The sequence below is a fragment of the Micromonospora sonneratiae genome, from assembly GCF_042679305.1.
GTDB lineage: Bacteria > Actinomycetota > Actinomycetes > Mycobacteriales > Micromonosporaceae > Micromonospora_H > Micromonospora_H sonneratiae.
The window spans coordinates 39,563-61,043 of the sequence record NZ_JBHTMP010000021.1; the positions used below are offsets into that span (position 1 = coordinate 39,563).

At 69.9% G+C, this 21,481-nt stretch carries 20 protein-coding genes; 7 read left to right on the forward strand and 13 right to left on the reverse strand.

The genetic code is table 11. The features are described from left to right. Position 1: 1 nt before the first annotated feature. From ACFQ4H_RS15540 to ACFQ4H_RS15555, 4 genes are all read right to left on the reverse strand, one after another. Positions 2-862 carry an ABC transporter ATP-binding protein gene (locus ACFQ4H_RS15540; protein ID WP_377571610.1) on the reverse strand — a complete coding sequence of 287 codons (861 nt, stop codon included), beginning with the start codon at positions 860-862 and terminating at the stop codon, positions 2-4. After that, on the reverse strand, positions 859-1,908 hold the full coding sequence (locus ACFQ4H_RS15545; RefSeq protein ID WP_377571612.1) for a FecCD family ABC transporter permease: 1,050 nt from the start codon (positions 1,906-1,908) through the stop codon (positions 859-861). Before ACFQ4H_RS15545 ends, ACFQ4H_RS15540 begins: the two co-directional genes overlap by 4 nt. Before the next feature lie 98 nt (positions 1,909-2,006). Then, a complete protein-coding gene (locus ACFQ4H_RS15550; RefSeq protein ID WP_377571614.1) occupies positions 2,007-2,942 on the reverse strand; it encodes an ABC transporter substrate-binding protein in 936 nt (311 codons plus the stop codon). A gap of 430 nt (positions 2,943-3,372) precedes the next feature. After that, the gene (locus tag ACFQ4H_RS15555) at positions 3,373-5,256 is read right to left on the reverse strand and encodes a M14 family zinc carboxypeptidase (protein WP_377571615.1); all 1,884 of its coding nucleotides are present in this window, start codon (positions 5,254-5,256) and stop codon (positions 3,373-3,375) included. A 202-nt stretch (positions 5,257-5,458) separates the two neighbouring features. Between ACFQ4H_RS15555 and ACFQ4H_RS15560 the strand changes: the two genes are divergently transcribed. Continuing rightward, on the forward strand, positions 5,459-6,796 hold the full coding sequence (locus ACFQ4H_RS15560) for a C39 family peptidase (protein WP_377571617.1): 1,338 nt from the start codon (positions 5,459-5,461) through the stop codon (positions 6,794-6,796). 126 nt (positions 6,797-6,922) lie between these two features. Here the strand turns inward: ACFQ4H_RS15560 and ACFQ4H_RS15565 are convergent, their stop codons facing one another. From ACFQ4H_RS15565 to mqnE, 4 genes are all read right to left on the reverse strand, one after another. After that, positions 6,923-7,306: a hypothetical protein gene (locus tag ACFQ4H_RS15565; protein WP_377571619.1), complete on the reverse strand. Its 384-nt coding sequence runs from the start codon at positions 7,304-7,306 to the stop codon at positions 6,923-6,925. Positions 7,307-7,522: 216 nt separating this feature from the next. Beyond that, positions 7,523-7,837 carry a DUF4229 domain-containing protein gene (locus tag ACFQ4H_RS15570; RefSeq protein ID WP_377571621.1) on the reverse strand — a complete coding sequence of 105 codons (315 nt, stop codon included), beginning with the start codon at positions 7,835-7,837 and terminating at the stop codon, positions 7,523-7,525. 16 nt (positions 7,838-7,853) lie between these two features. Next, positions 7,854-8,279, reverse strand: a complete 426-nt coding sequence (locus ACFQ4H_RS15575) for a hypothetical protein (RefSeq protein WP_377571623.1) — start codon at positions 8,277-8,279, stop codon at positions 7,854-7,856. Between the two features lie 82 nt (positions 8,280-8,361). Next, the gene (gene mqnE, locus ACFQ4H_RS15580) at positions 8,362-9,531 is read right to left on the reverse strand and encodes an aminofutalosine synthase MqnE (RefSeq protein WP_377571706.1); all 1,170 of its coding nucleotides are present in this window, start codon (positions 9,529-9,531) and stop codon (positions 8,362-8,364) included. A gap of 261 nt (positions 9,532-9,792) precedes the next feature. On the opposite strand from mqnE, the gene ACFQ4H_RS15585 reads away from it, so the two are divergent. The 4 genes from ACFQ4H_RS15585 (at position 9,793) to ACFQ4H_RS15600 (ending at position 16,011) form a co-directional block, all read left to right on the forward strand. Then, positions 9,793-11,229 (forward strand): C40 family peptidase, encoded by a 1,437-nt coding sequence (locus ACFQ4H_RS15585; RefSeq protein WP_377571625.1) that lies wholly within the window; start codon positions 9,793-9,795, stop codon positions 11,227-11,229. A gap of 204 nt (positions 11,230-11,433) precedes the next feature. Continuing rightward, complete coding sequence (locus tag ACFQ4H_RS15590) at positions 11,434-13,269, forward strand: hypothetical protein (RefSeq protein WP_377571627.1); 1,836 nt, start codon at positions 11,434-11,436, stop codon at positions 13,267-13,269. 214 nt (positions 13,270-13,483) lie between these two features. Further along, positions 13,484-15,247 carry a DEAD/DEAH box helicase gene (locus ACFQ4H_RS15595; protein ID WP_377571629.1) on the forward strand — a complete coding sequence of 588 codons (1,764 nt, stop codon included), beginning with the start codon at positions 13,484-13,486 and terminating at the stop codon, positions 15,245-15,247. A gap of 131 nt (positions 15,248-15,378) precedes the next feature. Further along, positions 15,379-16,011 carry a putative glycolipid-binding domain-containing protein gene (locus tag ACFQ4H_RS15600; protein WP_377571631.1) on the forward strand — a complete coding sequence of 211 codons (633 nt, stop codon included), beginning with the start codon at positions 15,379-15,381 and terminating at the stop codon, positions 16,009-16,011. Between the two features lie 20 nt (positions 16,012-16,031). Here the strand turns inward: ACFQ4H_RS15600 and cds1 are convergent, their stop codons facing one another. Continuing rightward, entirely contained in the window at positions 16,032-17,123 is a 1,092-nt protein-coding gene (cds1, locus tag ACFQ4H_RS15605; RefSeq protein ID WP_377571633.1) for an L-cysteine desulfhydrase Cds1, read from the reverse strand. Positions 17,124-17,187: 64 nt separating this feature from the next. Further along, entirely contained in the window at positions 17,188-17,640 is a 453-nt protein-coding gene (locus ACFQ4H_RS15610; RefSeq protein ID WP_377571635.1) for an Lrp/AsnC family transcriptional regulator, read from the reverse strand. A gap of 270 nt (positions 17,641-17,910) precedes the next feature. Here ACFQ4H_RS15610 and ACFQ4H_RS15615 point away from each other — a divergent pair, with 270 nt between their 5' ends. Continuing rightward, the gene (locus ACFQ4H_RS15615; RefSeq protein WP_377571636.1) at positions 17,911-18,210 is read left to right on the forward strand and encodes a BldC family transcriptional regulator; all 300 of its coding nucleotides are present in this window, start codon (positions 17,911-17,913) and stop codon (positions 18,208-18,210) included. A gap of 145 nt (positions 18,211-18,355) precedes the next feature. On the opposite strand, the gene ACFQ4H_RS15620 is transcribed toward ACFQ4H_RS15615, so the two are convergent. After that, a complete protein-coding gene (locus tag ACFQ4H_RS15620; RefSeq protein WP_377571637.1) occupies positions 18,356-18,985 on the reverse strand; it encodes a UbiX family flavin prenyltransferase in 630 nt (209 codons plus the stop codon). 95 nt (positions 18,986-19,080) lie between these two features. Between ACFQ4H_RS15620 and ACFQ4H_RS15625 the strand changes: the two genes are divergently transcribed. Continuing rightward, entirely contained in the window at positions 19,081-20,106 is a 1,026-nt protein-coding gene (locus ACFQ4H_RS15625; RefSeq protein ID WP_377571638.1) for a terpene synthase family protein, read from the forward strand. Here ACFQ4H_RS15625 and ACFQ4H_RS15630 read toward each other — a convergent pair. Together ACFQ4H_RS15630 and ACFQ4H_RS15635 are read right to left on the reverse strand one after the other, a co-directional pair. Beyond that, positions 20,067-21,092 (reverse strand): SdpI family protein, encoded by a 1,026-nt coding sequence (locus ACFQ4H_RS15630; RefSeq protein WP_377571639.1) that lies wholly within the window; start codon positions 21,090-21,092, stop codon positions 20,067-20,069. The genes ACFQ4H_RS15625 and ACFQ4H_RS15630 overlap by 40 nt on opposite strands. Next, the gene (locus tag ACFQ4H_RS15635) at positions 21,089-21,442 is read right to left on the reverse strand and encodes a GntR family transcriptional regulator (protein WP_377571708.1); all 354 of its coding nucleotides are present in this window, start codon (positions 21,440-21,442) and stop codon (positions 21,089-21,091) included. Before ACFQ4H_RS15635 ends, ACFQ4H_RS15630 begins: the two co-directional genes overlap by 4 nt. Positions 21,443-21,481 lie beyond the last annotated feature (39 nt).

The window sequence follows — 21,481 nt, forward strand, 5'->3', positions numbered from 1 at the left end:
ATCAACGCGAAGGACATTCTCGACTCTGCTGCCCGACCGGCCCTCGGACCGGCACCACCAGGGGACCGTGGGCACCGTCGACCACCCGTACCCGGGCCCGGTAGTGGGTGGCCAGCAGTTCCTCGGTGAGCACCGCACGCGGTGGCCCGGCCGCCACCACCCGGCCACCGGCCAGCAGCACCATCCGGTCGGCGTACTCGCCGGCGATCGACAACTCGTGCATGGTGGCCAGCACGGTCAGCCCGTGGTCGTGGCGCAACTGGTCGACCAGTTCCAGCACCTCCTGCTGGTGGCCGATGTCCAGCGCGTTCGTCGGCTCGTCCAGCAGCAGCAGGGTGGCCCCCTGGGCCAGTGCCCGGGCCAGGAACACCCGTTGCCGCTCGCCACCGGACAGCGTGGACAGTGCACGGTCGGCGAACCTGGTCAGGTCCAGCCGGTCCAGCACCTCCCGGGTGGCGGCCAGGTCGGCGGCCGACTCCCGGCCCAGCGGCGGCATGTACGGGGTGCGACCGAGCAGCACGTAGTCGAAGACCGCCATCCCGTTCGGGATGACCGGTGACTGGGCCACCGTGGCGACCACCCGGGCCCGCTCGCGACGGCCCAGCTTCGCGCTCGGCGTACCGAAGAGGGAGATCGACCCGGATGCGGGCAGCAGGCCGCCGACGGCGCGCAGCAGGGTCGACTTGCCGGCGCCGTTGGGTCCGATGATGGTGACCCATTCGCCGGCGGCGACGGTCAGGTCGACGCCGTCCAGGATGCGTGCACCGCCCAGCGACACCCGCACGTCGGCTGCCACGACCGCCGGTGCGACCGTGCCGCTCCTTTTGTCGGCACCGCTCCTTTTGTCAGCACCACTGCTCATGTCAGTACCCGCCGGGTGGTACGCAGCACCAGCACGAAGAACGGCGCGCCGAAGAACGCGGTGACCACGCCGATCGGAATCTCGGCCGGGGCTGCGGCGGTACGGGCGACCACGTCGGTGAGGGCCAGGAACGCCCCACCGAACAGGGCCGACAGCGGCAGGATGGCCCGGTAGCTGGACCCGGCCAGCAGACGGACGGCGTGCGGAACGATGATCCCGACGAAGCCGATCAGGCCGGAGACCGACACGGCGGCGGCGGTGCCCAGGGACGCGGCGGCGATCAGCAGATAGCGGGACCGCTGCGGGTGCAGGCCGAGACCGGTCGCCTCCTCGTCACCGACGGAGAGCACGTCGAGTTCCCGGCGGTGCAGCAGCACCACGGTCGCGGTGACCACCGCGTACGGCAGCAGCAGCTTGACGTCGTGCCAGCCGGCGGTGGCCAACCGACCGAGCAGCCACGAGTAGACCTGCTGGATGCTGTCCGCGTTGCGCTGCAACAGGTACGTCTGCCCGGCGGCCAGGAACGCGGAGACCGCCACCCCGGCCAGGATCAGTGTCGCCGGTGACCGGTCCCGGCCGCCGGCCGCCCCGAGCAGGTACGTCATCAGCACCGCCCCGATCGCGCCGACGAACGCGGCCAGCGGAATGGTGACCGGCAGCCCGCTGAGTTCGCCACCGCCCGCGCCCAGCGCGATCACTGCGGTGACCGCCAACCCGGCACCGGCCGCCACCCCGAGCAGGTGCGGATCGGCCAGCGGGTTACGGAACACCCCCTGGTAACAGCCACCGGCCAGGGCCAGCAGGCCGCCGACGAGCAGCCCGAGCACGACCCGGGGCAGCCGCAGCTCGGTGATGATGGCGATCTCACGTTCGTTGAGCCCGCTGTCGAGCCGTACGCCGGGCAGGAGGTTGAGCAGCTCGATGGCGACGCTGCCCGGGGGCAGGCTGACCGGCCCGAGCGCCACACCGACGACCAGTGCGACGAACACGGCGACGACGCCGCCGGCCAGCCATCCGGGCCGCAGACCGGCCGGGCGGGACTTCATGACTGGTCCCGCCGGCCGACCCGGGGGTAGGGAAGGGCCCCTTGTTGTCGCTTCCTGTCTGGGAAGGGGCCCTGCCAAACCACGAACCCGGCGCAACGTCACGCCGGCACCTTGGCCACCGCGTCGGCGACCGCCCGCATCAGGTCGACGACCCGGGGCCCCCAGCGGGACGCGATGTCGTCGTCGAGCGGAACCACCTGGTTGTTCCTGACCGCGGTGATACCGGCCCAGCCACTACGGGCCTTGACCGTGTCCGGGCTCTGCTGGCAGCACTTCGTGTCGGCGAGGAAGACGAAGTCCGGGTTGGCCTTGACGATGACTTCCTGGGACAGCTGCGGATAGCCGCCCTTGCTCCCGTCGGCATCCGACGGGTCGGCGATGTTCTCCATGCCGAGCTGGGCAAAGAGCGACCCGACGAAGGTCCTGCTGGTCGCCGAGTACAGCTCCGGCCCCAACTCGTAGTAGTAGGTCAGCTTCTTCACCCGCTGCGGCACGTCCTTGACCAGCTTGGCGATGTCGTCCTTCATCCGCCCGGTGAGGTCGGTGGCTTCGTCGACGTGTCCGGTGAGCTTGCCCAGGTCGGCGAGCTGGGCGTACGTGTCGTCGAGCACCTTCGCTGCCGGGGTCAGGAAGACCGGGATCTTCAGCGTGGCCAACTGGTCAACGATCTTGTTGAGGTCGTTGGAGAGCACCACCAGGTCGGGGTTCTTCGCGGCGATCGCCTCGGCGTTCGGGGTGAAGCCCGACAGGTCCGTCTTCGGGGCGTCGGGCGGGTAGTTGGACTGGTCGTCCACCGCCACGACCTGCTTACCCGCGCCGATCGCGAAGAGCATCTCGGTGGCGGCCGGCGACAGCGACACGATCTTCTCGGGCCGCTTGTCGAGGGTGAGGTTGCCCACCGTCACCGGGAAGCCGGCCGTACCGCTCGGTCCGGCGGTCGGCTCGGGCGAGGAATTGTCGGCGCACGCGCCGAGGGTCAGAACCGCCGCGAGCGCGGCGGCGAAGATCGCTGACGTACGTCTGCGTCTGCTCATCGGTCCTCCTGTCGGTCGAGGGCTGGTGCTTCGCCGACAGGGACCTGCGATAGGTGGCGCCCCGCCTGCGAGGCGCCCTTCCTCGAGAGCGCTGTTCGCGACCGCGCCGCAGGCGACCTGGCTCGTCCCCGCGTCGGCCTGCCGGGGCAGGTCGAGGACCTCCGGCCGGGCCGGCGGTACGGGGCATCACAGTTGCGGGACAGCACCGGTTTCGCACCGGCTTCGCTGCGGGATGGTCGGTAGCACGGTAGCGCACCGTCCGCTGGCACCGACACCGGCGGCTGCTGACCGCCCTGGTCAGGGGCGGTCAGCGCCGTCGCCGAGAGTTCTTGGGTCAGGAAGGGCCCCTGCCCTGACCCGGAGAAGCGTCAGGAAGGGCCCCTGCCCTGACCCGGAGAAGCGTCAGGAAGGGGCCCTTCCCTACCTCAGATCACGAACTGGTGATCGTCACGTTGTCCACGGCTGCCTCGACCAGGCTGGCGCCGCTGGCGTCCGCCGCCTCGACGAGAATGCTGATCGTCTGCCCGGCGTACGCCGACAGGTTGAGGTTGGCCAGCGTCCAACTGCCGTTACGGTTGCTGGCCGCCCCGTTCTGGGTGAGCAGGGCGGTGGTGCCACCGCTGTGCACGACGCTGATCCGCAGGTAGTCCGCGGACGACGAGTTCGAGCCGTGCGCGAGGTAGTACGCCAGGGAGAGCGTCAGCGTGCCGCTGGCCGGCAGGGTCACCGCCGGTGAACGGGCGCTGGTCACACCGCCGTCGATGTCGTAGTCACCGGCGCTGACGCCGGCCAGCCGGCCGGTGACCAGGTCGTTGCTGCCGCCGTACGGGGCGAGTTGCTTGGCGCCACTGGAGGTGGTCGCCTGGGCCGTACCGCGTTCCCAGGCCCCGGAGGTGGCGGTGTCCGTACCGGACGGGTTGATGGTCCAGCCGGTCGACGCCTCGAAGTTGTCGGACCAGACGGTGGTGCCGCTTCCGCCGTCCCCGCAGTACTCCGCCTGCTTTCCGATCACCCGGTACGGGCAGTCGGCGTACTCGCTGAGCAGCAGGACGGCCTCGCGGTTGCGGGAGGTCTGTGCGGGGATGACCTCGTCCGGCGGGTAGAAGCCGCCGCCACCGAACTGACCGGGGTACATCTCGAAGGTGTACGCGAAGATCTGGTGCTGGCCCCACATCCAGTCGATGCTGTCACCGTCGGTGATGTAGAGGTCGCTGGACTGTTCCGGGGTGTAGTTGTTGGTGGCCGCCATCTGCTGGCCGAGGGTGCGGAACGTCGCCTCCTGGTCGGTGTTCAGGCCGGGCGCGGTGTTCGCCGTGGTGTAGCCGAACGGCCAGAGGATCAGTTCCGAGTAGGTGTGGAAGTCGATGTTCGCCTTGATCTGCTGGGTGCCACCGACGACGCGACTGTTGACGAAGTTACGCAGCGCCGCGGTTTCCGGGGCGGAGAAGGCCGACGGGCCACGGTAGGTCTCCGACGAGGTGGAGCCGGACGAGCCACCGCAGCAGCCCCACTGGTAGGACCAGTTGCGGTTCAGGTCGGTGCCGACGTACGACGATCCGCTGTTGGGCTGACGGTTCTTGCGCCAGGACCGGTAGGAGCCGGTGGCGATGTCGTACTCGCTGCCGTCCGGGTTGACGGTCGGCACGATCCAGATCTCGCGGGTGTTGACGATGTTGGTGATCCGCGAGTCCGAACCGTAGCTGTCGGTGAAGAGGTTGAGCAGGTAGATCGCCATTTCGACGGTCAGGTGCTCACGGGCATGCTGTTGGGAGTTGAACAGGATCTCCGGCTCGTCCTCGTCGGCGGCGACGTTGTCGGAGATCTTGATGACCGGCAGGTCCCGCCCCTCGTACGAGGTGCCGATGCTGCTCTTGCGGGCGATCGACGGGTGGTCGGTGACCACCTGGTTGATCACGGCGGTCAGCTCGGCGTAGTCGTGGTAGTTGGAGTCGGCCGGTGGGAATCCGTTGATGCCGACGTCCCCGGTCGGTGTGGTCGGCACGGCCTCCACCTCGAACCCGAGCGCCGTGATCGCCTTCGCCTCGGCGCCGGTGGCGGAGACGTAGAGCTTGCCGTGCTCGCTGTAGTCGATGGCCGCGCCGGTACGGGCGACCGCGTTGCGGTCGGCCAGCGTACGTGGGCCGACCACCCGATACTGCGTGGCGGCGTTGACTTCGGTGCCTGCCGGGGCAGGCTGGGGGTTGGCGGAGACCGGTCCGGTCACGGTGACCAGCAGTCCGATCGCGAGGGACGCCGCGAGGACGGTGGTCCGGCGCAGTGCCCTTGGTCGGGTGCTCGAGGCGCGTATGCGCATGCAAACCTCCTGGGGTGGGGAGGATCGGCGTTGTCGATGAACAACTGGACCACCAATTCATGGTCATATCAATATCTGTCACTTTCCTTTCTTTGCCGGCCGACTGCCTTTCGTCAATCATTTTCTAGTCAGCTAGATCTGGCGGAACTTCTCTACAGACGGGATAGTGGCGGCAGAACCCCCGACCCATCGGAGCATCGATATGGCTGGACCACGCCCCCGCGCGGTCGCCCTCGCTGGCGTAACCGCGCTCGCACTGCTCAGCACCGCCGCCCCGGCGCACGCCGGAACCGGTCCGCCCGTCACCCACGACGAGCAGATCACCTACCAGGACTGGAACAGCTACGCCGAATGGCGTGGCGGCACCCACAACGGCACCGTCGCCCTGCCCGGTGTCCGTACCGGCATCACGCTGTTGAAGCCCGCCGGCACCACCGACTACACCGATCCGCACACCGGCGTCACCCGGACCTGGCAGTACGGCACCTGGACCTCGCCGGTCACCCGGGTCGGCTTCGACGCCAGTGAACTGATCGCCTCCTGGAACGCCGACACCCCCGCCGGCACCTGGATCCAGATCGAGATGCAGGGCACGTACAACACCGGCAACCAGACGCCCTGGTACGTGATGGGCCGGTGGGCCTCGGGCGACCAGGACATCCGGCGTACCACCGTCAACCGGCAGGGCGACCCGTGGTCGTCGATCTGGACCGACACCTTCTCGATCGACGACGTGGCCAACGGCGTGATGCTTCAGGCGTACCAGCTCAAGCTGACGCTCTACCGGGCCCCGGGACAGTTGCGCGCACCCCGGGTCTGGATGCTCGGCGCGATGAGTTCGTACGTCCCGGACCGGTTCACCGTCACCCCGAGCACCGGCGGCATCGCCTGGGGTCGGGAGTTGGCCGTGCCCACCTACTCGCAGAACGTCCACGCCGGCCACTACCCGGAGTACGACGGTGGCGGGCAGGCCTGGTGCTCGCCGACCTCCACGGAGATGGTCGTCGAGTACTGGGGACGTGGACCGTCCGCCGAGGACACCTCGTGGGTGAACCCGGAGTACCCGGACCACACCGTCAACCACGCCGCCCGGATGGTCTACGACTACGCGTACGAGGGTGCCGGCAACTGGCCGTTCAACACCGCGTACGCCGCCTCGTTCCCCGGGCTGGACGCCAAGGTGACCCGGCTGCACTCGCTGGACGAGATCGAGCGGTTCATCGCCGCCGGCATTCCGGTGATCACCAGCCAGTCCTTCCTGGCCAGTGAGCTCGACGGGGCCAACTACGGCACCGCCGGCCACCTGTTCGTGATCGTCGGCTTCACCGCCGACGGCGACGTCATCGTCAACGACCCGGCCTCGGCCTCGAACGACGTGGTACGCAATGTCTACAAGCGGGAGCAGTTCGAGCAGATCTGGCAGCGCACCAAGCGCTACAACGCCAGTGGCGGGGTGTCCGGTGGCCCGGGTGGCGTCGTCTACCTGATCAAGCCGTGGTGGAAGCCCTGGCCGAAGGTCGCCGGTTCGACCAACTGGTGACCCAGCCGATCATCGGCAGTTCAACCTGAACACCACGTACGTCGCCCACCCTGGTCGACGTACGTGGTGTTTCTGTGTTTCTGCCGACCAGTCGTCATACCGGCCGGTAGCGGCGACTCAGGCGATTCAGTAGAGGCGACGGGGATACTGTTCGCCCGGCAGTTGGTACCAGTCACCAGGAAGATCCACCGCGACTCTGGCGCCCGGATGCTCGTGGGCCGCCGCCTCGCTCAACGCACCGTCGTAGTGGTTGCCATGTGACGGCCCGACCCACACCCCGTTGGCCCGCACCCCGCTGACCATCGCGCCCGGGGCGTTCGGATCGTGATAGTAATCCAGACAGACAGCCACATACTCCTCTGGCGGCGGCGGTTCGGTGCCCTCCCCGACCGGGAGGCCCACATCCACCCCCGCCTGGTCCCGATCGCCCAGTTCGCCGACCCGCCAGATGACCATTCCCGAGTGCATCGGATCGCTGTCGTTGATCACCGACTCGTCCTCGCCCGCCACCGGTACCTCCCCCGTGTCGCAGCCGGTCCGACCCTGATTCGGACCTGCCCGGGCACAGGGTGGTTCCCGCTCGGTTCCGGACTAACCATGCTGGTCGGCCGCACCGGAGGACGACGGATCGACTGCGGGGGCCTGTGATCACCCCGCCGCCCGATCGCGGCCACGAGCCCACCGGCAATTCGGTAACGGCAGGATCGTCGAGAATCTCGGCTGGTGCTAGTCCCGCTTCGGCTTCCCGTCGTCCGGCTTCGTGGACGGGTCCTCGGCCGTCACCCCGGCGGACTCGTCGTCGGTACCGGCCAGCGCGGACCGCAGCCGCTCCTTCTCCGCCTTGCGTCGGTCCGCCGCCTCGGCCATCTGCTGGCCCATCTGGTCCCGCCAACCCCGGAGCAGGAAGAACGACAACGCTGCGGAGAAGACCAGGGCCAGGATCAGCTTCAGGAAGATGTCGATGTCGACCGGCCAGAGCGCCAGCACGACCACCACGAACAGGCCGAGCCGGCCCAGCGTGTACTTTGCCGCGGCACTCATCCATCTTCCCTTTCGATCAGCCGATCCGGCGGGTCAGCCACCGGACGCCCAGAAACCAGATCAACGCGTACGCCAGCGCGAAGACCGCCGCCGCCAGCGCGCCCGACGCCATCGGCGGCAGCGTCGCGGCCACTCCGGCGACCAGCAGCCCGGAGGTGATTCCGACGGCCGCCGCCACGAATGCCGCCGCGATCCGGGCCGGTCCCGGCCCCCAGGCACGGAACTCCTCGACGAACAGCCAGGCCGGCAGGATCACCGCCAACCAGCCGTTGGCCCGGCCGAAGCTGTCCAGTCCGAGCAGGGCCACGGCCCAGTCGAAGACCACCAACGTCAGCACACCGATGACCAGCCCGGCCAGGACCATCCCGATCAGGTCGGTCAGGGCCATGATGCGTCCGTCGTCGTCCCGGCGGGGGAAACCGCTGCGCTGCTGCTCACTCATAACCAGTCGAGGGTACGTGAGCAGCCGAGCCCGGCCGCTGCCGGCCGTACCGGGGCGGTCGGGCTGCTCAGGCCGCCCTCGGTCAGGCCCAGACCTGCTGCGGTTCGGACCGGCGCTCCGCCAGCGACGGCGGGGCGTCGTATTCGCGTACCACGTTGTAGCGGGTGTCCCGCTCGACGGGGCGGAAGCCCGCGTCCCAGATCAGGTTCAGCAGGTCCTCGCGGTGCATGGTGTTCGGCGTGCCGTACGAGTCGGCATCGTGCGTGATCTTGTATTCGACGACCGAACCGTCGAGGTCGTCCACCCCGAAGTTGAGCGACATCTGGGCCACCGAAAGTCCGTGCATCACCCAGAAGCACTTGACGTGCGGGATGTTGTCCAGCATCAGCCGGGACACGGCGAACGTCTTCAACGACTCGGCCGGCGAGGCCATCGTGGTCCGCTCCTGGATCCGGTTACGGATCTTGCCGTCCGCGGAATCGACGAAGTCGTGCTGGTAGCGCAGCGGGATGAAGACCGCGAAACCACCGGTCTCGTCCTGCAACTCGCGCAGCCGCAGTACGTGGTCCACCCGGTGGCGGGGCTCCTCGATGTGGCCGTAGAGCATGGTCGACGGCGTACGGAGTCCCTTGGCGTGGGCCAGTCGGTGGATCCGCGACCAGTCCTCCCAGTGGCAGGCGTGGTCGACGATGTGCTGACGGACCTCCCAGTCGAAGATCTCCGCACCGCCCCCGGTCAGCGACTCCAGTCCGGCGTCGATCAACTCGTCGAGGATGGCATCGGCCGACAGGCCACTGATCTTCTCGAACCACTGCACCTCGGTCGCGGTGAAGGCCTTCAGCTTGACCTTCGGCAGCACCGCCTTCAGTTCGCGCAGCACCTTCGGGTAGTAGCGCCAGGGCAGCGTCGGGTGCAGGCCGTTGACGATGTGCAGCTCGGTGAGCTGCTCGTCCTCCATCTCCTTGGCCTTGCGGACCGCCTCGTCGATACGCATCGTGTAGGCGTCCTTCTCGCCCGGCTTGCGCTGGAACGAGCAGTACGCGCAGGAGGCGCTGCACACGTTGGTGAGGTTCAGGTGCCGGTTGACGTTGAACATCACCCGGTCGCCGTTGAGTTCGGTACGTCGGTGGTGGGCCAGCCGCCCCAGCCAGGCCAGGTCGTCACTGTCGTAGAGATCCTCGCCGTCCTGGCGGCTGAGCCGCTCCCCGGCGTAGACCTTCTCTTCCAGCTCGCTCTTGCGTGCGGCATCCATGCCTGTCACGTCCCTTCCACCAGCGTTCCCGCCCGAGCCTACGTGCCCGGGTTGACCGACCCCTCGACTGGCCGGGGACAGCGACGTACTTCACTAGATTTTCGACGCTACCCGTCACCGGATTCTCAGTGTCTCGTTATCACCAGCCAATCGACATCGCCGGCATATTGAGGTAAGACAAACTAGGACCCGAGGAACACTCGACCTCAGACCACCCGCCGCGCCATCCGCGCGGCTCTTCCAGCACAGACGGGGAGCAGGATGGCCGAGAGCAAGCGCAGGTGGCAGACCCGACCCGGCGACACGATCTCCCCGGTCCTACGCCCGTTGGTGTGGTCGGCCGTGCTCGGCGCGGTGGTCGCTTTCGCCTTCGCCGCCCCCGGGTACGCCGAGCCGGGCCGCGTCCCCGACAGCGGATCCCGCCCGCTGCCGAGCGGGGTGCTCCAGCTGCCCGGTGCTCCGCAACTCCCCGGCGCTCCCCTCTCCCCCGGGTCGGGCATCGGTGTCGACCCGCTCCAGGCCCAGATCGACGCCGCGCAGACCCAGGTCGCGATGATCGGCCAGCAGTTGCTGGCGCTCCGGCAGGACCGGGACGACGCCCGGCTCGCGTTCATCAACGCCCAACGGGAGCTACAACTCGCCAACGAGGCGCTGACCAAGGCCAAGGCGGTCGCCGACACCGCAGCCGCCGAAGCGCTCAAGGACGCCGCCGCGCTGCCCCCCGGGTCGTACGACTCCGACCTGCAGGGGCTCGGTGCGCTGAGCCGGCTACAGAAGGGCCAGCACTCCGGGATCGACACCAGTGCACCGGTTCGCGAACTGGCCCGGGCACAGGAGGCCCAGCAGGCTGCGGACCAGCGCTACCTCGCCGCCGGTGCCCGGGTCAATTCCGCCGACCAGCAGTTCGCCATCCTCGAGACGACCTACCTGCAACTGGAGAGCGCGCTCACCAAGCTGCGACAGGCGAACATCGAGCGGATCACGGCGCTGGAACGCGCGCAGGAAGCCGCCGAGCAGCAGCTCGGGGGCAACTACCCGGACGGCACGACCGTCAACGGCAAGATGGCCAATCCCCGGGCCCGGGCTGCCGTCAGCTACGCGCTCGCTCAGCTCGGCGATCCGTACCAGTGGGGCGCCGAGGGGCCGGACCGGTTCGACTGCTCCGGCCTGGTCTGGGCCGCCTACCGGTCACCGGGGGCGAACTACCGGTTCCTGCCCCGGGTGGCCAAGGACCAGTACTACGCCACCCGTAACCGCCCGGTGGACCGGTCCGCCCTGCTGCCCGGGGATCTGGTCTTCTTCGCCTCGACCAGCAGTTGGACCAGCATCCACCACATGGGGATGTACATCGGCAACGGCAAGATGGTGCACGCCCCCACCACCGGGGACGTGGTGAAGATCTCCACCGTGCGGTGGTCGCGCCTGTTCGCCGCCACCCGGGTCTTCGACGCGGTACCGGCACCCACCACACCGTCGCCGACGCCGACCCCCAGCCCGACGACCAAGCCGACACCTTCGCCGTCTCCGACGAAGCCACCGACCCCCACGCCGACTCCGACGACCCCCCCTCCCAGCGAGACTCCGTCCCCGAGCACTTCGACGTCTCCCTCGCCGTCCGTCACCGAGTCGACCGCGCCGAACGAAACGACCGCCGCCCCGAGTGTCGGCTCGGTCAGTGGCACCCCGAGCGGCAACTGAGGCCAACAACCGACTCCGGCTGTGCGCTCCGGCGCGGATATGGCACGGTGAGTTCGGAGCACTGGCGGACCGAGACATCCGGTCCGGGCGCGAGCGTGGGCGCGGGAGGCAACAATGGACGAAAAGCAGGGTTCACCGTACGAGGGAGAACCCGCGCCCGGGCCCGGTAGGACGGCTGCGCCGCCGCCACTGAGTGAGGACTCAATGGAGCTGCCGCCGTTGCCACCCCTGCCCGAGGTCGGTACGAAGTTGCCCGACCTGCCCTCGGCGGAAGCGGTTGGGGAGGTGGACCCGGCCGAAGGCTTCGAACCGCCACCAGCCCCGACCGCCGGAGCACTTTGGCCCGCCCGGCCCGCGCCCACCGGAGATGCTCCCGCCCCGGCTGCCGGGCAGTCACCCGTACGGGGACGTGCCACCGTCGCAGCCAGCGTGGCACCGACCGTGGACGGGGCCGGTCGGATACGCACCGAGACGACCGGCGGTACGACGTACCGGGCCGGTGGGCTGGGCGATACGTCGCCTGCCCAGCCGGACGTTGCGCAGCCAGCCGTTGCCCAGTCGCCCGCCCAGCCAGCCGTTGTGCAGTCGCTTGCCCAGTCGGCGCCGGCCGCTGCGCGGGCCGCGGTGCCGCCAGCACCGGCCGTCGCACAGGCGGCTGTGGTACCGACTGCTGCAACGTCTGTGCAGCAGCAATCCGGATCGACCGCCGCCGCTGGTACACCATGGGATGCCTTCGGCGACGCGTGGCAGAAGCCGGCGGCGACGGCAACCCCGGCCGCACCCGCCGAGAGCGGACCGGCTGCGGATGTGTCGAGTCCCGCCGTGCCAGCTGCGGACGTACCAGCCGCCGCTGCTGCGCCGGCTGCGGTAACAGCCTCCCCCGTGCCGACCGCCGACCCGGCACCGGCGTACACGATGCCTGACCCGGCACCGGCGGGTGTCTACTCGATGCCCTCACCGGTCAGCCCTGGACCGGTGTTCTCGGTGCCGGCACAACGAAGCGCCCCAGCCGTCGAGTCCCTGCCGGCTCGGGCGAGTGTCTCGGTTCCCGGTGTGCGGACCGTGGCGCCGAACGGATTCCCGGCGACCGGCCAGGCCGGCACCGGCAGTTCCAAGATCTACCGGGCCGGTGACGCCGCCGGCACAGCCCAGCCGCCGGCATCCCCACCGCCACCGACAGCGCCATCGGCACCGGTCCAGCAACCACGGCCCACCCAGCCGCCGGAGCCGGTTCAACCACCGGAGCCGGTCCAGCCGCCGAAGCCGGAGCCGCCCCGCCCGCCGGGGCCGGGACCGGTGCCTGATCCGTTCCCCGCCCCACCACGGCCACCGTTGCCGGGACCGACCCCACCCGGGCCGACGCCACCGGCACCCACACCACCGCCCACGCCACCTACCCCACAACCGCCACCGCCGTACCCGCCGGCCCCGCCCGCACCTGCGCCCCCGGGTCCCGCTCCGGTTCCGCCGTTCCCGCCGCCGCCGGCAACGAGGGCCACAGCCAGCGTCGCGCCCGTCGTCGTCCCGGCTCCGGCGCTGCCGACCTGGCCACCACCGACCAATCCGACGGCCCCGAACAGCGACCCCGCCGCCGGGACGCCGACCTATACGCTGCCGCCAGCCGCGCCCGGATCCGGCGCGGGCTCTCCGAGCAGCGCACCGCCGTCATCCGCACCGCCGGCCCCGGTAGCCACAGCCTCCCCGTACGCTCCGTCATCCCCGTACGCTCCGTCATCCTCTGCCGGGCGGATACCCGAACAACGGGCATCCGGCCAGCTGTACGGCGGACCGGACAGTCCGGGTGCCGGTGAGATGACGTTGGCCATGCCGACGGAGAACACCTCGGAGATCAGCGGATCGCTGACCGGGCACATCCTGGCGCAGGGTTGGGACGACGCCCCGACACCGAAGAGCAGGACCACCAAGATGGTGGTGATGCTGCTGATCGGCCTCGGCATCGTCGTCACGGTCGGCCTGCTGGCCGCGACCCTCGCCGGGGACGCGGTGAGCAGCATCTTCGACGGAGTCCTCGGTCACTGAGCCGAACCACCCCGCCCCGCGACACTGTCAAGGGTGAGTCTGCCCACTGGGGGTGTCGCGCGGGTGGCAGCAGAGCCGCACACCCGTACACTTGTGGTAATCACTGACCTGGCGTGTCCAACGCACGCCCATGGGCGATCTTGCGGGCGAATCAGCGGCGACACGGAGTCGTGGCGGGCCATCGCGAAGATGCGCCCCGCTTGAGAGGTTTTTCTTGACGTCTTTCGCTGACCCCAGCACGTTCCCGTCCGTCTTCGACGCTCCGATCGAGCCCACCGAACCGACCACCGAGTCCACCGATTCGGCCAACTCCGCAGCCGCAGCACCGGACTTCGGCGCACTCGGCCTGCCCAGGGACCTTGTCCGGGCACTCGGCCGGGAGGGCATCACCACTCCGTTCCCGATCCAGCAGGCCACCGTGCCGGACGCGTTGGCCGGACGGGACGTCCTCGGCCGTGGCCAGACCGGCTCCGGCAAGACGCTGGCCTTCGGGCTGCCCGTACTGGCCCGCATGGCCACCGGCGGTCGGGCCCGTCCGCTGCACCCTCGGGCACTCATCCTGGTGCCGACCCGCGAACTCGCCATGCAGGTCAACGACGCGCTCATGCCGTTGGGCAGGGCGCTCGGCGTCTTCCTCAAGACAGCGGTCGGCGGGGTGCCCTACGACCGCCAGATCGACTCGCTGCGGCGTGGCGTCGAAATCATCGTGGCCACCCCGGGGCGACTCGGTGACCTGATCTCACGCGGTGTGTGCAACCTCGACGACATCGAGGTCACCGTCCTCGACGAGGCCGACCAGATGGCCGACATGGGCTTCCTGCCCGACGTCACCGAACTGCTGGCCAAGACCCCGGCGGATGCTCAGCGGCTGCTCTTCTCCGCGACCCTCGACGGTGACGTCGACACGCTGGTGAAGCGGTTCATGACCGACCCGGTCACCCACTCCACCGCCCCGCCGACCGCAGCGGTGTCCACCATGGACCACCACCTGCTGCTGATTCCGCCGCACGACAAGTTCGCGGTGGCCGCCTCGATCGCGGCGCGGCAGGGCCGCACCATGATGTTCGCCCGGACCCAGATGGGCGTCGACCGGCTCGTCGAGCAACTCGCGGCCGTTGGCGTACGGGCCGGCGCACTGCACGGCGGCAAGACCCAGCGGGTACGCACCCGCACCCTGGCCGAGTTCAAGGAAGGCCGGATGAACGTCCTGGTCGCCACCGACGTGGCCGCCCGGGGCATCCACGTCGACGGGGTGTCGCTCGTGGTGCACGTCGATCCGCCGAAGGACCCCAAGGACTACCTGCACCGGGCCGGTCGTACCGCCCGGGCCGGCGAGTCCGGTGCGGTGGCCACCCTGGTCCTGCCGAAGCAGCGGCGTACCACCCTGGCGATGCTGGAGAAGGCCGGAGTCGAGCCCGCCCAGACCCGGGTCCGGTCCGGTGACGCGGCGTTGGCCGAGCTGACCGGGGCCCAGGAGCCCAGCGGCGTACCGGTGGTCGACGAGCCGGCTCCGCCACCGCGCCGGGGCGAGCGTCGCTTCGGCGACCGGCCACGCGGTGAGCGGCGGTTCGGGGACCGGGCCGAGGGCCGGGGCGAAGGCCGGTACGGTGAGCGTCGCTTCGGCGACCGGCCATCGGGCGAGCGTCGCTTCGGCGACCGTCCGCACGGTGAGCGTCGCTTCGGCGACCGGGCCGAGGGGCAGGGCGAGAGTCGGGGCGAACGCCGCCCCGGCCAGCACGGCTTCGGTGACCGGAGCGAACGCCGGGACCGTGGCGAGGGCCGCTCCACCAGCGGTGGCTGGCACTCCGGTGACCGACGGGGTGGCTTCCGGCACGAGGGCCGCTCCCGGGACGGCAGCCCCTCGCGGGACGAGCAGCGCCCGTGGGACGACCGGCCCCGGGCCGACCGGCCGCGCGAGGAGCGCCACGCCTCAGGTGACCGCCGCTTCGGCGGCCGTCGTCCGACGCGTACCCACTGACCCTTCCGTAACATCAGGCGCCGTTGCCGGCGCGGGTGTAGGCCGTACGGCCCGCCCGTTTTCCGGCAACGGCGCTTGTCGTCGTACGAGATGGGGTGCCGGCAGGGCCTACGGACGGTAACGTCCGCGACATGGCGACCATGCCGAAGTCACTTTTCTGGTCCCGGGTCGACACTGCCGGCAGTGACCAGGCGCTGTTCGACGACAGACGGGGACTTGCCGTACGGGGAGTCGCGCTGGCCGCCGACCCGCTGCCCTACACCTGTCGCTACGAGTTGGTCGCTGACGAGTCCTGGTCGGCGGCACGACTGGAGGTCGGCGTCGAAGGTGCCGGTTGGCTGCGTACCCTCCGGCTGGAACGGGCCGCCGGCCAGTGGCGGGCCAGCACCGCCGAACAGGGCGACCTGGATGCCGCCCTGGCCGCCGCCGGACGGCCGGGGGCCGGGTTGCCGGGAACCGACGACCCGGGCCGCCTCGACGACGCCATCGACGTCGACCTGGGTGCGTCCCCGCTGTTCAACACCCTGCCGGTACGCCGGCTCGGCCTGCTCGACGCTGAACCGGGAACCACCCATCGGATAGTTGTCGCCTGGGTGCAGGTGCCGAGTCTGCTGCTGGCACCCGCGGAACAGGTCTATACGGCGTTGGGGTCCGGCCGGGTGCGGTTCGAGAGCGAGGGCTTCACCGCCGAGATCCAACTGGACGCCGAAGGCTACGTCGTGCACTATCCGGGGCTTGCCCAGCGGTACGACGTCGGGCGCTAGGAGAGGGCCTCCTCGCCCCCTCAAACCGGCCAGGCTCCGGTGGCCAGGAACCGGTCGATGATGGCCAGGTACGGTGCCAGGTCCAGCCCCTGGCCGGCCACCCACTCGTCCGAGTAGTAGGTGTCGGTGTAGCGCTCCCCGCCGTCGCAGAGCAGGGTCACCACCGAGCCGGTCTCCCCGCTGGCCCGCATCCCGGCGATGAGGCCGAAGGCACCCCACAGGTTGGTGCCGGTCGAGCCACCCACCCGGCGGCCCAGTACGGCCGAGGCCGCCCGCATGGCGGCCAGCGACGCCGCGTCCGGGACCTGGGACATCCGGTCCACCACGGCCGGCTGGAACGACGGCTCGACGGTGGGGCGACCGATCCCCTCGATCCGAGATCCCTGGCTGGTCGTCGTCGTCCACTCACCGTCGCGCCAGGCCGGGTAGAAGGCCGAGTTCTCCGGGTCGACCACGTAGAGCTTCGTCGGCAGTCTCCGGTAGCGGGCGTACCGACCGATCGTGGCGCTGGTGCCCCCGGTGCCGGCCCCGACGACGATCCAGGCCGGTACGGGATACCGCTCCAGGGCCATCTGGTTGTAGATCGACTCGGCGATGTTGTTGTTGCCCCGCCAGTCGGTGGCCCGTTCGGCGTAGGTGAACTGGTCCATGAAGTGCCCGCCCAGGTCCTCGGCCAGCCACCGGGCCTCGACCACGACCCTGGCGGGATCGGTGACCAGGTGGCACTTGCCGCCCTGGAACTCGATCAGGGCGATCTTCTCCGCGGACGTCGAGGTCGGCATGACCGCGATGAACGGTAGCCCGAGCATCCGCGCGAAGTACGCCTCGGAGACCGCCGTCGATCCGGAGGACGCCTCCACGATCGTGGTCCTCGGTCCGATCCAGCCGTTGCAGAGGCCGTACAGGAACAGCGAGCGCGCCAGCCGGTGCTTGAGTGAACCGGTCGGGTGCACCGACTCGTCCTTGAGGTAGAGGTCCACTCCCCAGTCCCGGGGCAGCGGGAAGGGCAGCAGGTGCGTGTCGGCGGACCGGTTGGCGTCCGCCTCCACCGTGGCGATCGCTTCGATCATCCAGGCGCGGTCAGCGTCGTTACACCGGTCCACAGGTTTCATGTCGAGACCGTAACAAGTTTCGGCCGCCGCTCGGACACTCCCCCACGGCGGGCACCGGGACCGATCAGGACGGGCTGATCGGCTGGGGCCGGTTCTCCCACTTGGTCGACAACGCGATCGCCGTACGCGTCGACGCGACACCGGCTGTCCGGTTCAGCCGTACGATCAACTGCTCCAACTCGGCGATGGTGCCGACCCTGGCCTTGAGCAGGAAGGACTCCACGCCAGCCATGAAGTAGCAGGATTCGATCTCGGGCATCGCCCGCAGGGTTTCGAGGACGTCGTCGGTGTCGCCACCGGAGTCCTGGACGATGCCGATCAGCGCGGTCACCCCCAGCCCGACCGCTTCCGGCTCCACGTCGGCGCGGTAGCCCCGGATGACCCGGCTCGATTCCAGCTTGCCGACCCGCTCGTGTACGGCGGGCGCGGACAGGCCGACCTGTCGAGCGAGTTCGGCGTAGGAAAGTCGGGCGTTGCCGCGTAGTAACTCCATGAGCCTTAGGTCGATGGCGTCCACGGACTGAGACCCTAACCGTACGGATGAGTCGTACTGCCGGCGGTAACCCCTACCTCCACTATCGGTGGGATCAACCGGTGTGGCGACAAAAAGATTAAATGACCTGAATCCTAGCCGACTAACTTCCCACAAAGTGCGTTTTCGCGTTTGCCGGACACGCCATGCCGGCGGTGCTGTAATTGCCATACGTCCCTAACGAGGTCTCTGGCAGGCACCTGTCCGGGGGCGGTCTTATCAGTCCGGGGGCTTCGTCGACGCGAGGAGGGGGCTGTGGACACTGGAGATCGTCTCCTGACGCCGGGTGAGGTTGCGGCCTTGTTCCGGGTCGATCCAAAGACCGTCACACGGTGGGCCGCGGCCGGTCGTATCGGTAGTATCCGCACCCCTGGTGGCCACCGCCGGTTCCGCGAATCGGAGGTCCGCGCACTCCTCGAAGGCGAGGGCATGCTCGAGGAGATCGACGAGAGCGCGATCAACCGACCGACCGGTCCCGGTCCCGCCACCCCGGGCAGTCCGGGCGGTCCTGGCGGTCCGGGCGCAGGGGCCGCGCCCCCGCCACCCATGTACTGAGGGCGACCGCTCAGGCCAGGTCCGGATTCGGACTCGGGTTCGGGTTCGGGTTCAGGCCAGGTCCGACCGGCCAGCCGGGTCCGGGTTCGGGTTCGGTCCGGGTCGACGATCAGATACGGGCCGACGATCAGATACGGGCCGACGATCAGGTACGGGCGGCACCCAGCTCACCGGACCAGCGGCGGAAGAGCGAATGGGGGACGCCGAGCGCGTCCAGGACCTTGCCGGCGACGAAGTCGACCAGCTGCTGCGCCGACGCGGAGGCACCCGCACCGTAGAAGCCGGGACTGGCCGGTAGCACCACCGCTCCGGCATCGTGCAACGCGATCAGGTGCTCGAGATGGCTACGCGTCACCGGGGTCTCCCTCGGCACCACGACCACCGTCCGTCGCTCCTTCAGGTTGACCTCGGCCGCCCGCTGCAACAGGTCCTTGGACAGGCCGATGGCGATCCCGGCACAGGCTGCCGTACTCGCCGGGACGACCGCCATCCCCCGTACCGGGTAGGACCCGCTGCTCGGCCCGGCGGCCAGGTCACCCGCCGACCAGTACGCCAGGTCGGCACCGGTCAGGTCCCGGCCCAGCCAGTCGGCCAGATCGTCCGACCAGTGCGCGTCGCGGAACGCCCGACCGGTCTCGTCCAGGATCGTCAGCCGGGCCGCCCGGGACACCACCAGGTCGACCGCCTCCCCCGCGTCGAGCAGGCCGCCGATCACCGCAGCGGCGTACGGCGTACCTGACGCACCGGAAACCCCGACCACCCACGGCCTACGCATACGCCAAGCTTCCCCTGTCCGCTGCGACGCCGCGCAGCCGCCCCTGAGATGCTGTGCGCCGTAAACTGGCAACACCGCTGGCGGAGGCGATCGGCGTGGATAGCGACGTCCTACGGGCGATGCAAGCGGACTGCCCGATTCCGTCACGCATCTCCCCTCACGCCGCAGCCGTGCAGGACTGGCTGAATGGTTGGCTCCGGGGCTTTGCCCTGCCACTCGACCTGCCCGACCTCGAGCGGCTGGGTCACGCCGACTCCGCCTACTACGCCAGCCGGCTGTATCCGGACGCCACCCGGGCCGACCTTCAGACCATCGCCGCGCTCTTCACCTGGTTCTTCCTGCTCGACGACGTCTGCGACGGTCCGCCCGGGGCCGCCGCGCCGGACGTACGCGGGCTCTGCGACGGGGTGCTCCACACACTGCGACACGACCCACCCGGCCGGCATCCGGCGTTCGCCGGGCCGCTGCGCCGGATGCTGGTACGGGTCTGGCAGCCGCCGCGCCTGCGGATGGGGCCGGAGTGGCAGGCGCGCTTCCTCGACGCGGTCAGCCACCACGTCGACGGGATACTGGTCGAGGCTGCCAACAAGGCGGTCGCCCGACGCCCGTCCGTGGCCGACTACGTCGAACTGCGCCGGGCGACGTCAGCGGCGTACGTGGCGTACGCGCTGATCGAGTTCACCACCGGAACACCACTACCTGCGGCGGTCCACCACCATCCGCTGGTCCGGGAGATCGCCGCCACCGCCAACGACCTGCTCTCCTGGTTCAACGACCTGGTGTCGCTGGAGCGGGACACGGCCACGTCGGGCGGGCACAACCTGGTGCTGGCGGTCGCCCACGAAGAGGGCGTTCCGGTCGACGTCGCGTTCTCGGCGGTGGTCCACCGCTGGCGGGAGACGATGTGCCGGTTCGGTGAACTTCGGGCGGCCGTACCTTCCTTCGGCCCGGCGATCGACGGCCCGCTGCACCGCTACCTGGACGGGGTGGCCGGCTCGATCCGCGGCACGATCGACTGGTCGTTGGAGAGTGCCCGGTACGCCGGAGCATCGGCGACACCGGGCACCATCACACGTTCGCCCTACCCTGCTGCGCTCCCGGCCTCCGGACCGGGTGCCTGACGTTCCCGGTCGGCCAGGGCGTTGAGCAGCCCGGCGGCCGTCCGGGCGTCGGGAACCGTCACCACCAGCGACCGGCCACCGGTCCGTTCGACCAGCAGCGCCGCACCGGCCCGCAGCACGATGCCGACCCGGCCGCCCCGGCCGACCCGCCAACCCCAGCCACCGAACTCCCGCAGCGGCCGGACCTGGATGACGTCGGCCCGCACCACCTCGTCCAGCGGTACGCGGGTGCGGGGCCAGCCGAGCGCGGAGTGCACGGCCAGGCCGGTCCGGTCGACGCGTACCACGAACGAGAACATGGCGGCCATCGACACGAGCAGCAGCGCGGGAACGACCAGCATCCCCCACATCCTGGTGAACAGGACCAGACCGATCGTCACCGCGACGACCACGATTCCGACCGCGATGCCGGGACCTGCCTCGGTACGGCCGATCCACGCGGCCTGCTCCTGTGGGGACAGCCGCTCCCGGGGTGCCTCGGCGCTGACCGGCCCGACCGCCGGCTGTCGGGGGTCACCGGGGACGAGTAGGCCGACAGCGACCGCCGGCAGCAGGGAAGCCACGATCGCCAGCAGGATCACCCCGCTGACGTCGACGTCGGAATGCGCATCGGCCAGCCCACGCTGGACGTGCAGGGTGCCGAGCAGCAGCACCGAGGTGAAGAGCGCTGCCCAGATCGTGGTGGCCGCCCCCATCCGCCGGGTCGTCGCGGAGTGGCCGAGGAACGCGGTGACCGCACCGAAGACCAGCACCAGGACGGCACCGACGCCGAGCAGCCCACCGAGCGCTGCGTTCAGCGAACCGAAGCGGTCGGCGGTGCCGTCGATCCCCCAGTGGGTGGCCACCCGGTCCGGAAGGTCCCCACGCCAGGAGTAGGCAGTGACGGCGGCGCCGGCAAGGACGGCCAGGCCGGCGACGGTGGTCCATCCGGCGGTTCGGTGGCTGCGCCGGGCCGTACGGCGGTCGTGGTCGAGGGTGTGGGTCATGTCGGGAATGCCTCCTTCAACAGTGCAGCCACCACCTGGGGGGTGAGGTTGAGGGCGCGGGCCTCGCGTACGACGGAGTCGATGGCTGCCAGCAACGCGGTGTGGTCGGCGTTGGCGTGGGCGGTGACCACTGCACCGCGGCCCCGGCGCAGCTCGATCAGTCCCTCGTCCCGCAGCACCTGGTAGGCGTGCAGGACGGTGTGCACGTTGAGCTGCAACGACTCGGCAAGCTCACGGGCAGCCGGCAGCCGCTGACCGGCGCGGAGGGCACCCCGGGCCACGGCCAGCCGCACCTGCGTGGCGAGCTGGCTGAACAGCGGCTCGGCAGCGGACGGGTCGACGCGAAACATCACCCGGTTAGCATAGTTGTTATAGCGCTAACCGAACAA

Coding starts and splice junctions, on each gene's coding strand:
- ACFQ4H_RS15575 (WP_377571623.1), bottom strand. CDS start 8,279: ATGAGTGAGCAGCAGCGCAGCGGTTTCCCCCGCCGGGACGACGACGGA.
- ACFQ4H_RS15560 (WP_377571617.1), top strand. CDS start 5,459: ATGGCTGGACCACGCCCCCGCGCGGTCGCCCTCGCTGGCGTAACCGCG.
- ACFQ4H_RS15585 (WP_377571625.1), top strand. CDS start 9,793: ATGGCCGAGAGCAAGCGCAGGTGGCAGACCCGACCCGGCGACACGATC.
- ACFQ4H_RS15635 (WP_377571708.1), bottom strand. CDS start 21,442: ATGTTTCGCGTCGACCCGTCCGCTGCCGAGCCGCTGTTCAGCCAGCTC.
- ACFQ4H_RS15590 (WP_377571627.1), top strand. CDS start 11,434: ATGGAGCTGCCGCCGTTGCCACCCCTGCCCGAGGTCGGTACGAAGTTG.
- ACFQ4H_RS15630 (WP_377571639.1), bottom strand. CDS start 21,092: ATGACCCACACCCTCGACCACGACCGCCGTACGGCCCGGCGCAGCCAC.
- ACFQ4H_RS15545 (WP_377571612.1), bottom strand. CDS start 1,908: ATGAAGTCCCGCCCGGCCGGTCTGCGGCCCGGATGGCTGGCCGGCGGC.
- ACFQ4H_RS15550 (WP_377571614.1), bottom strand. CDS start 2,942: ATGAGCAGACGCAGACGTACGTCAGCGATCTTCGCCGCCGCGCTCGCG.
- mqnE (WP_377571706.1), bottom strand. CDS start 9,531: ATGGATGCCGCACGCAAGAGCGAGCTGGAAGAGAAGGTCTACGCCGGG.
- ACFQ4H_RS15620 (WP_377571637.1), bottom strand. CDS start 18,985: ATGCGTAGGCCGTGGGTGGTCGGGGTTTCCGGTGCGTCAGGTACGCCG.
- ACFQ4H_RS15570 (WP_377571621.1), bottom strand. CDS start 7,837: ATGAGTGCCGCGGCAAAGTACACGCTGGGCCGGCTCGGCCTGTTCGTG.
- cds1 (WP_377571633.1), bottom strand. CDS start 17,123: ATGAAACCTGTGGACCGGTGTAACGACGCTGACCGCGCCTGGATGATC.
- ACFQ4H_RS15540 (WP_377571610.1), bottom strand. CDS start 862: ATGAGCAGTGGTGCTGACAAAAGGAGCGGTGCCGACAAAAGGAGCGGC.
- ACFQ4H_RS15555 (WP_377571615.1), bottom strand. CDS start 5,256: ATGCGCATACGCGCCTCGAGCACCCGACCAAGGGCACTGCGCCGGACC.
- ACFQ4H_RS15600 (WP_377571631.1), top strand. CDS start 15,379: ATGGCGACCATGCCGAAGTCACTTTTCTGGTCCCGGGTCGACACTGCC.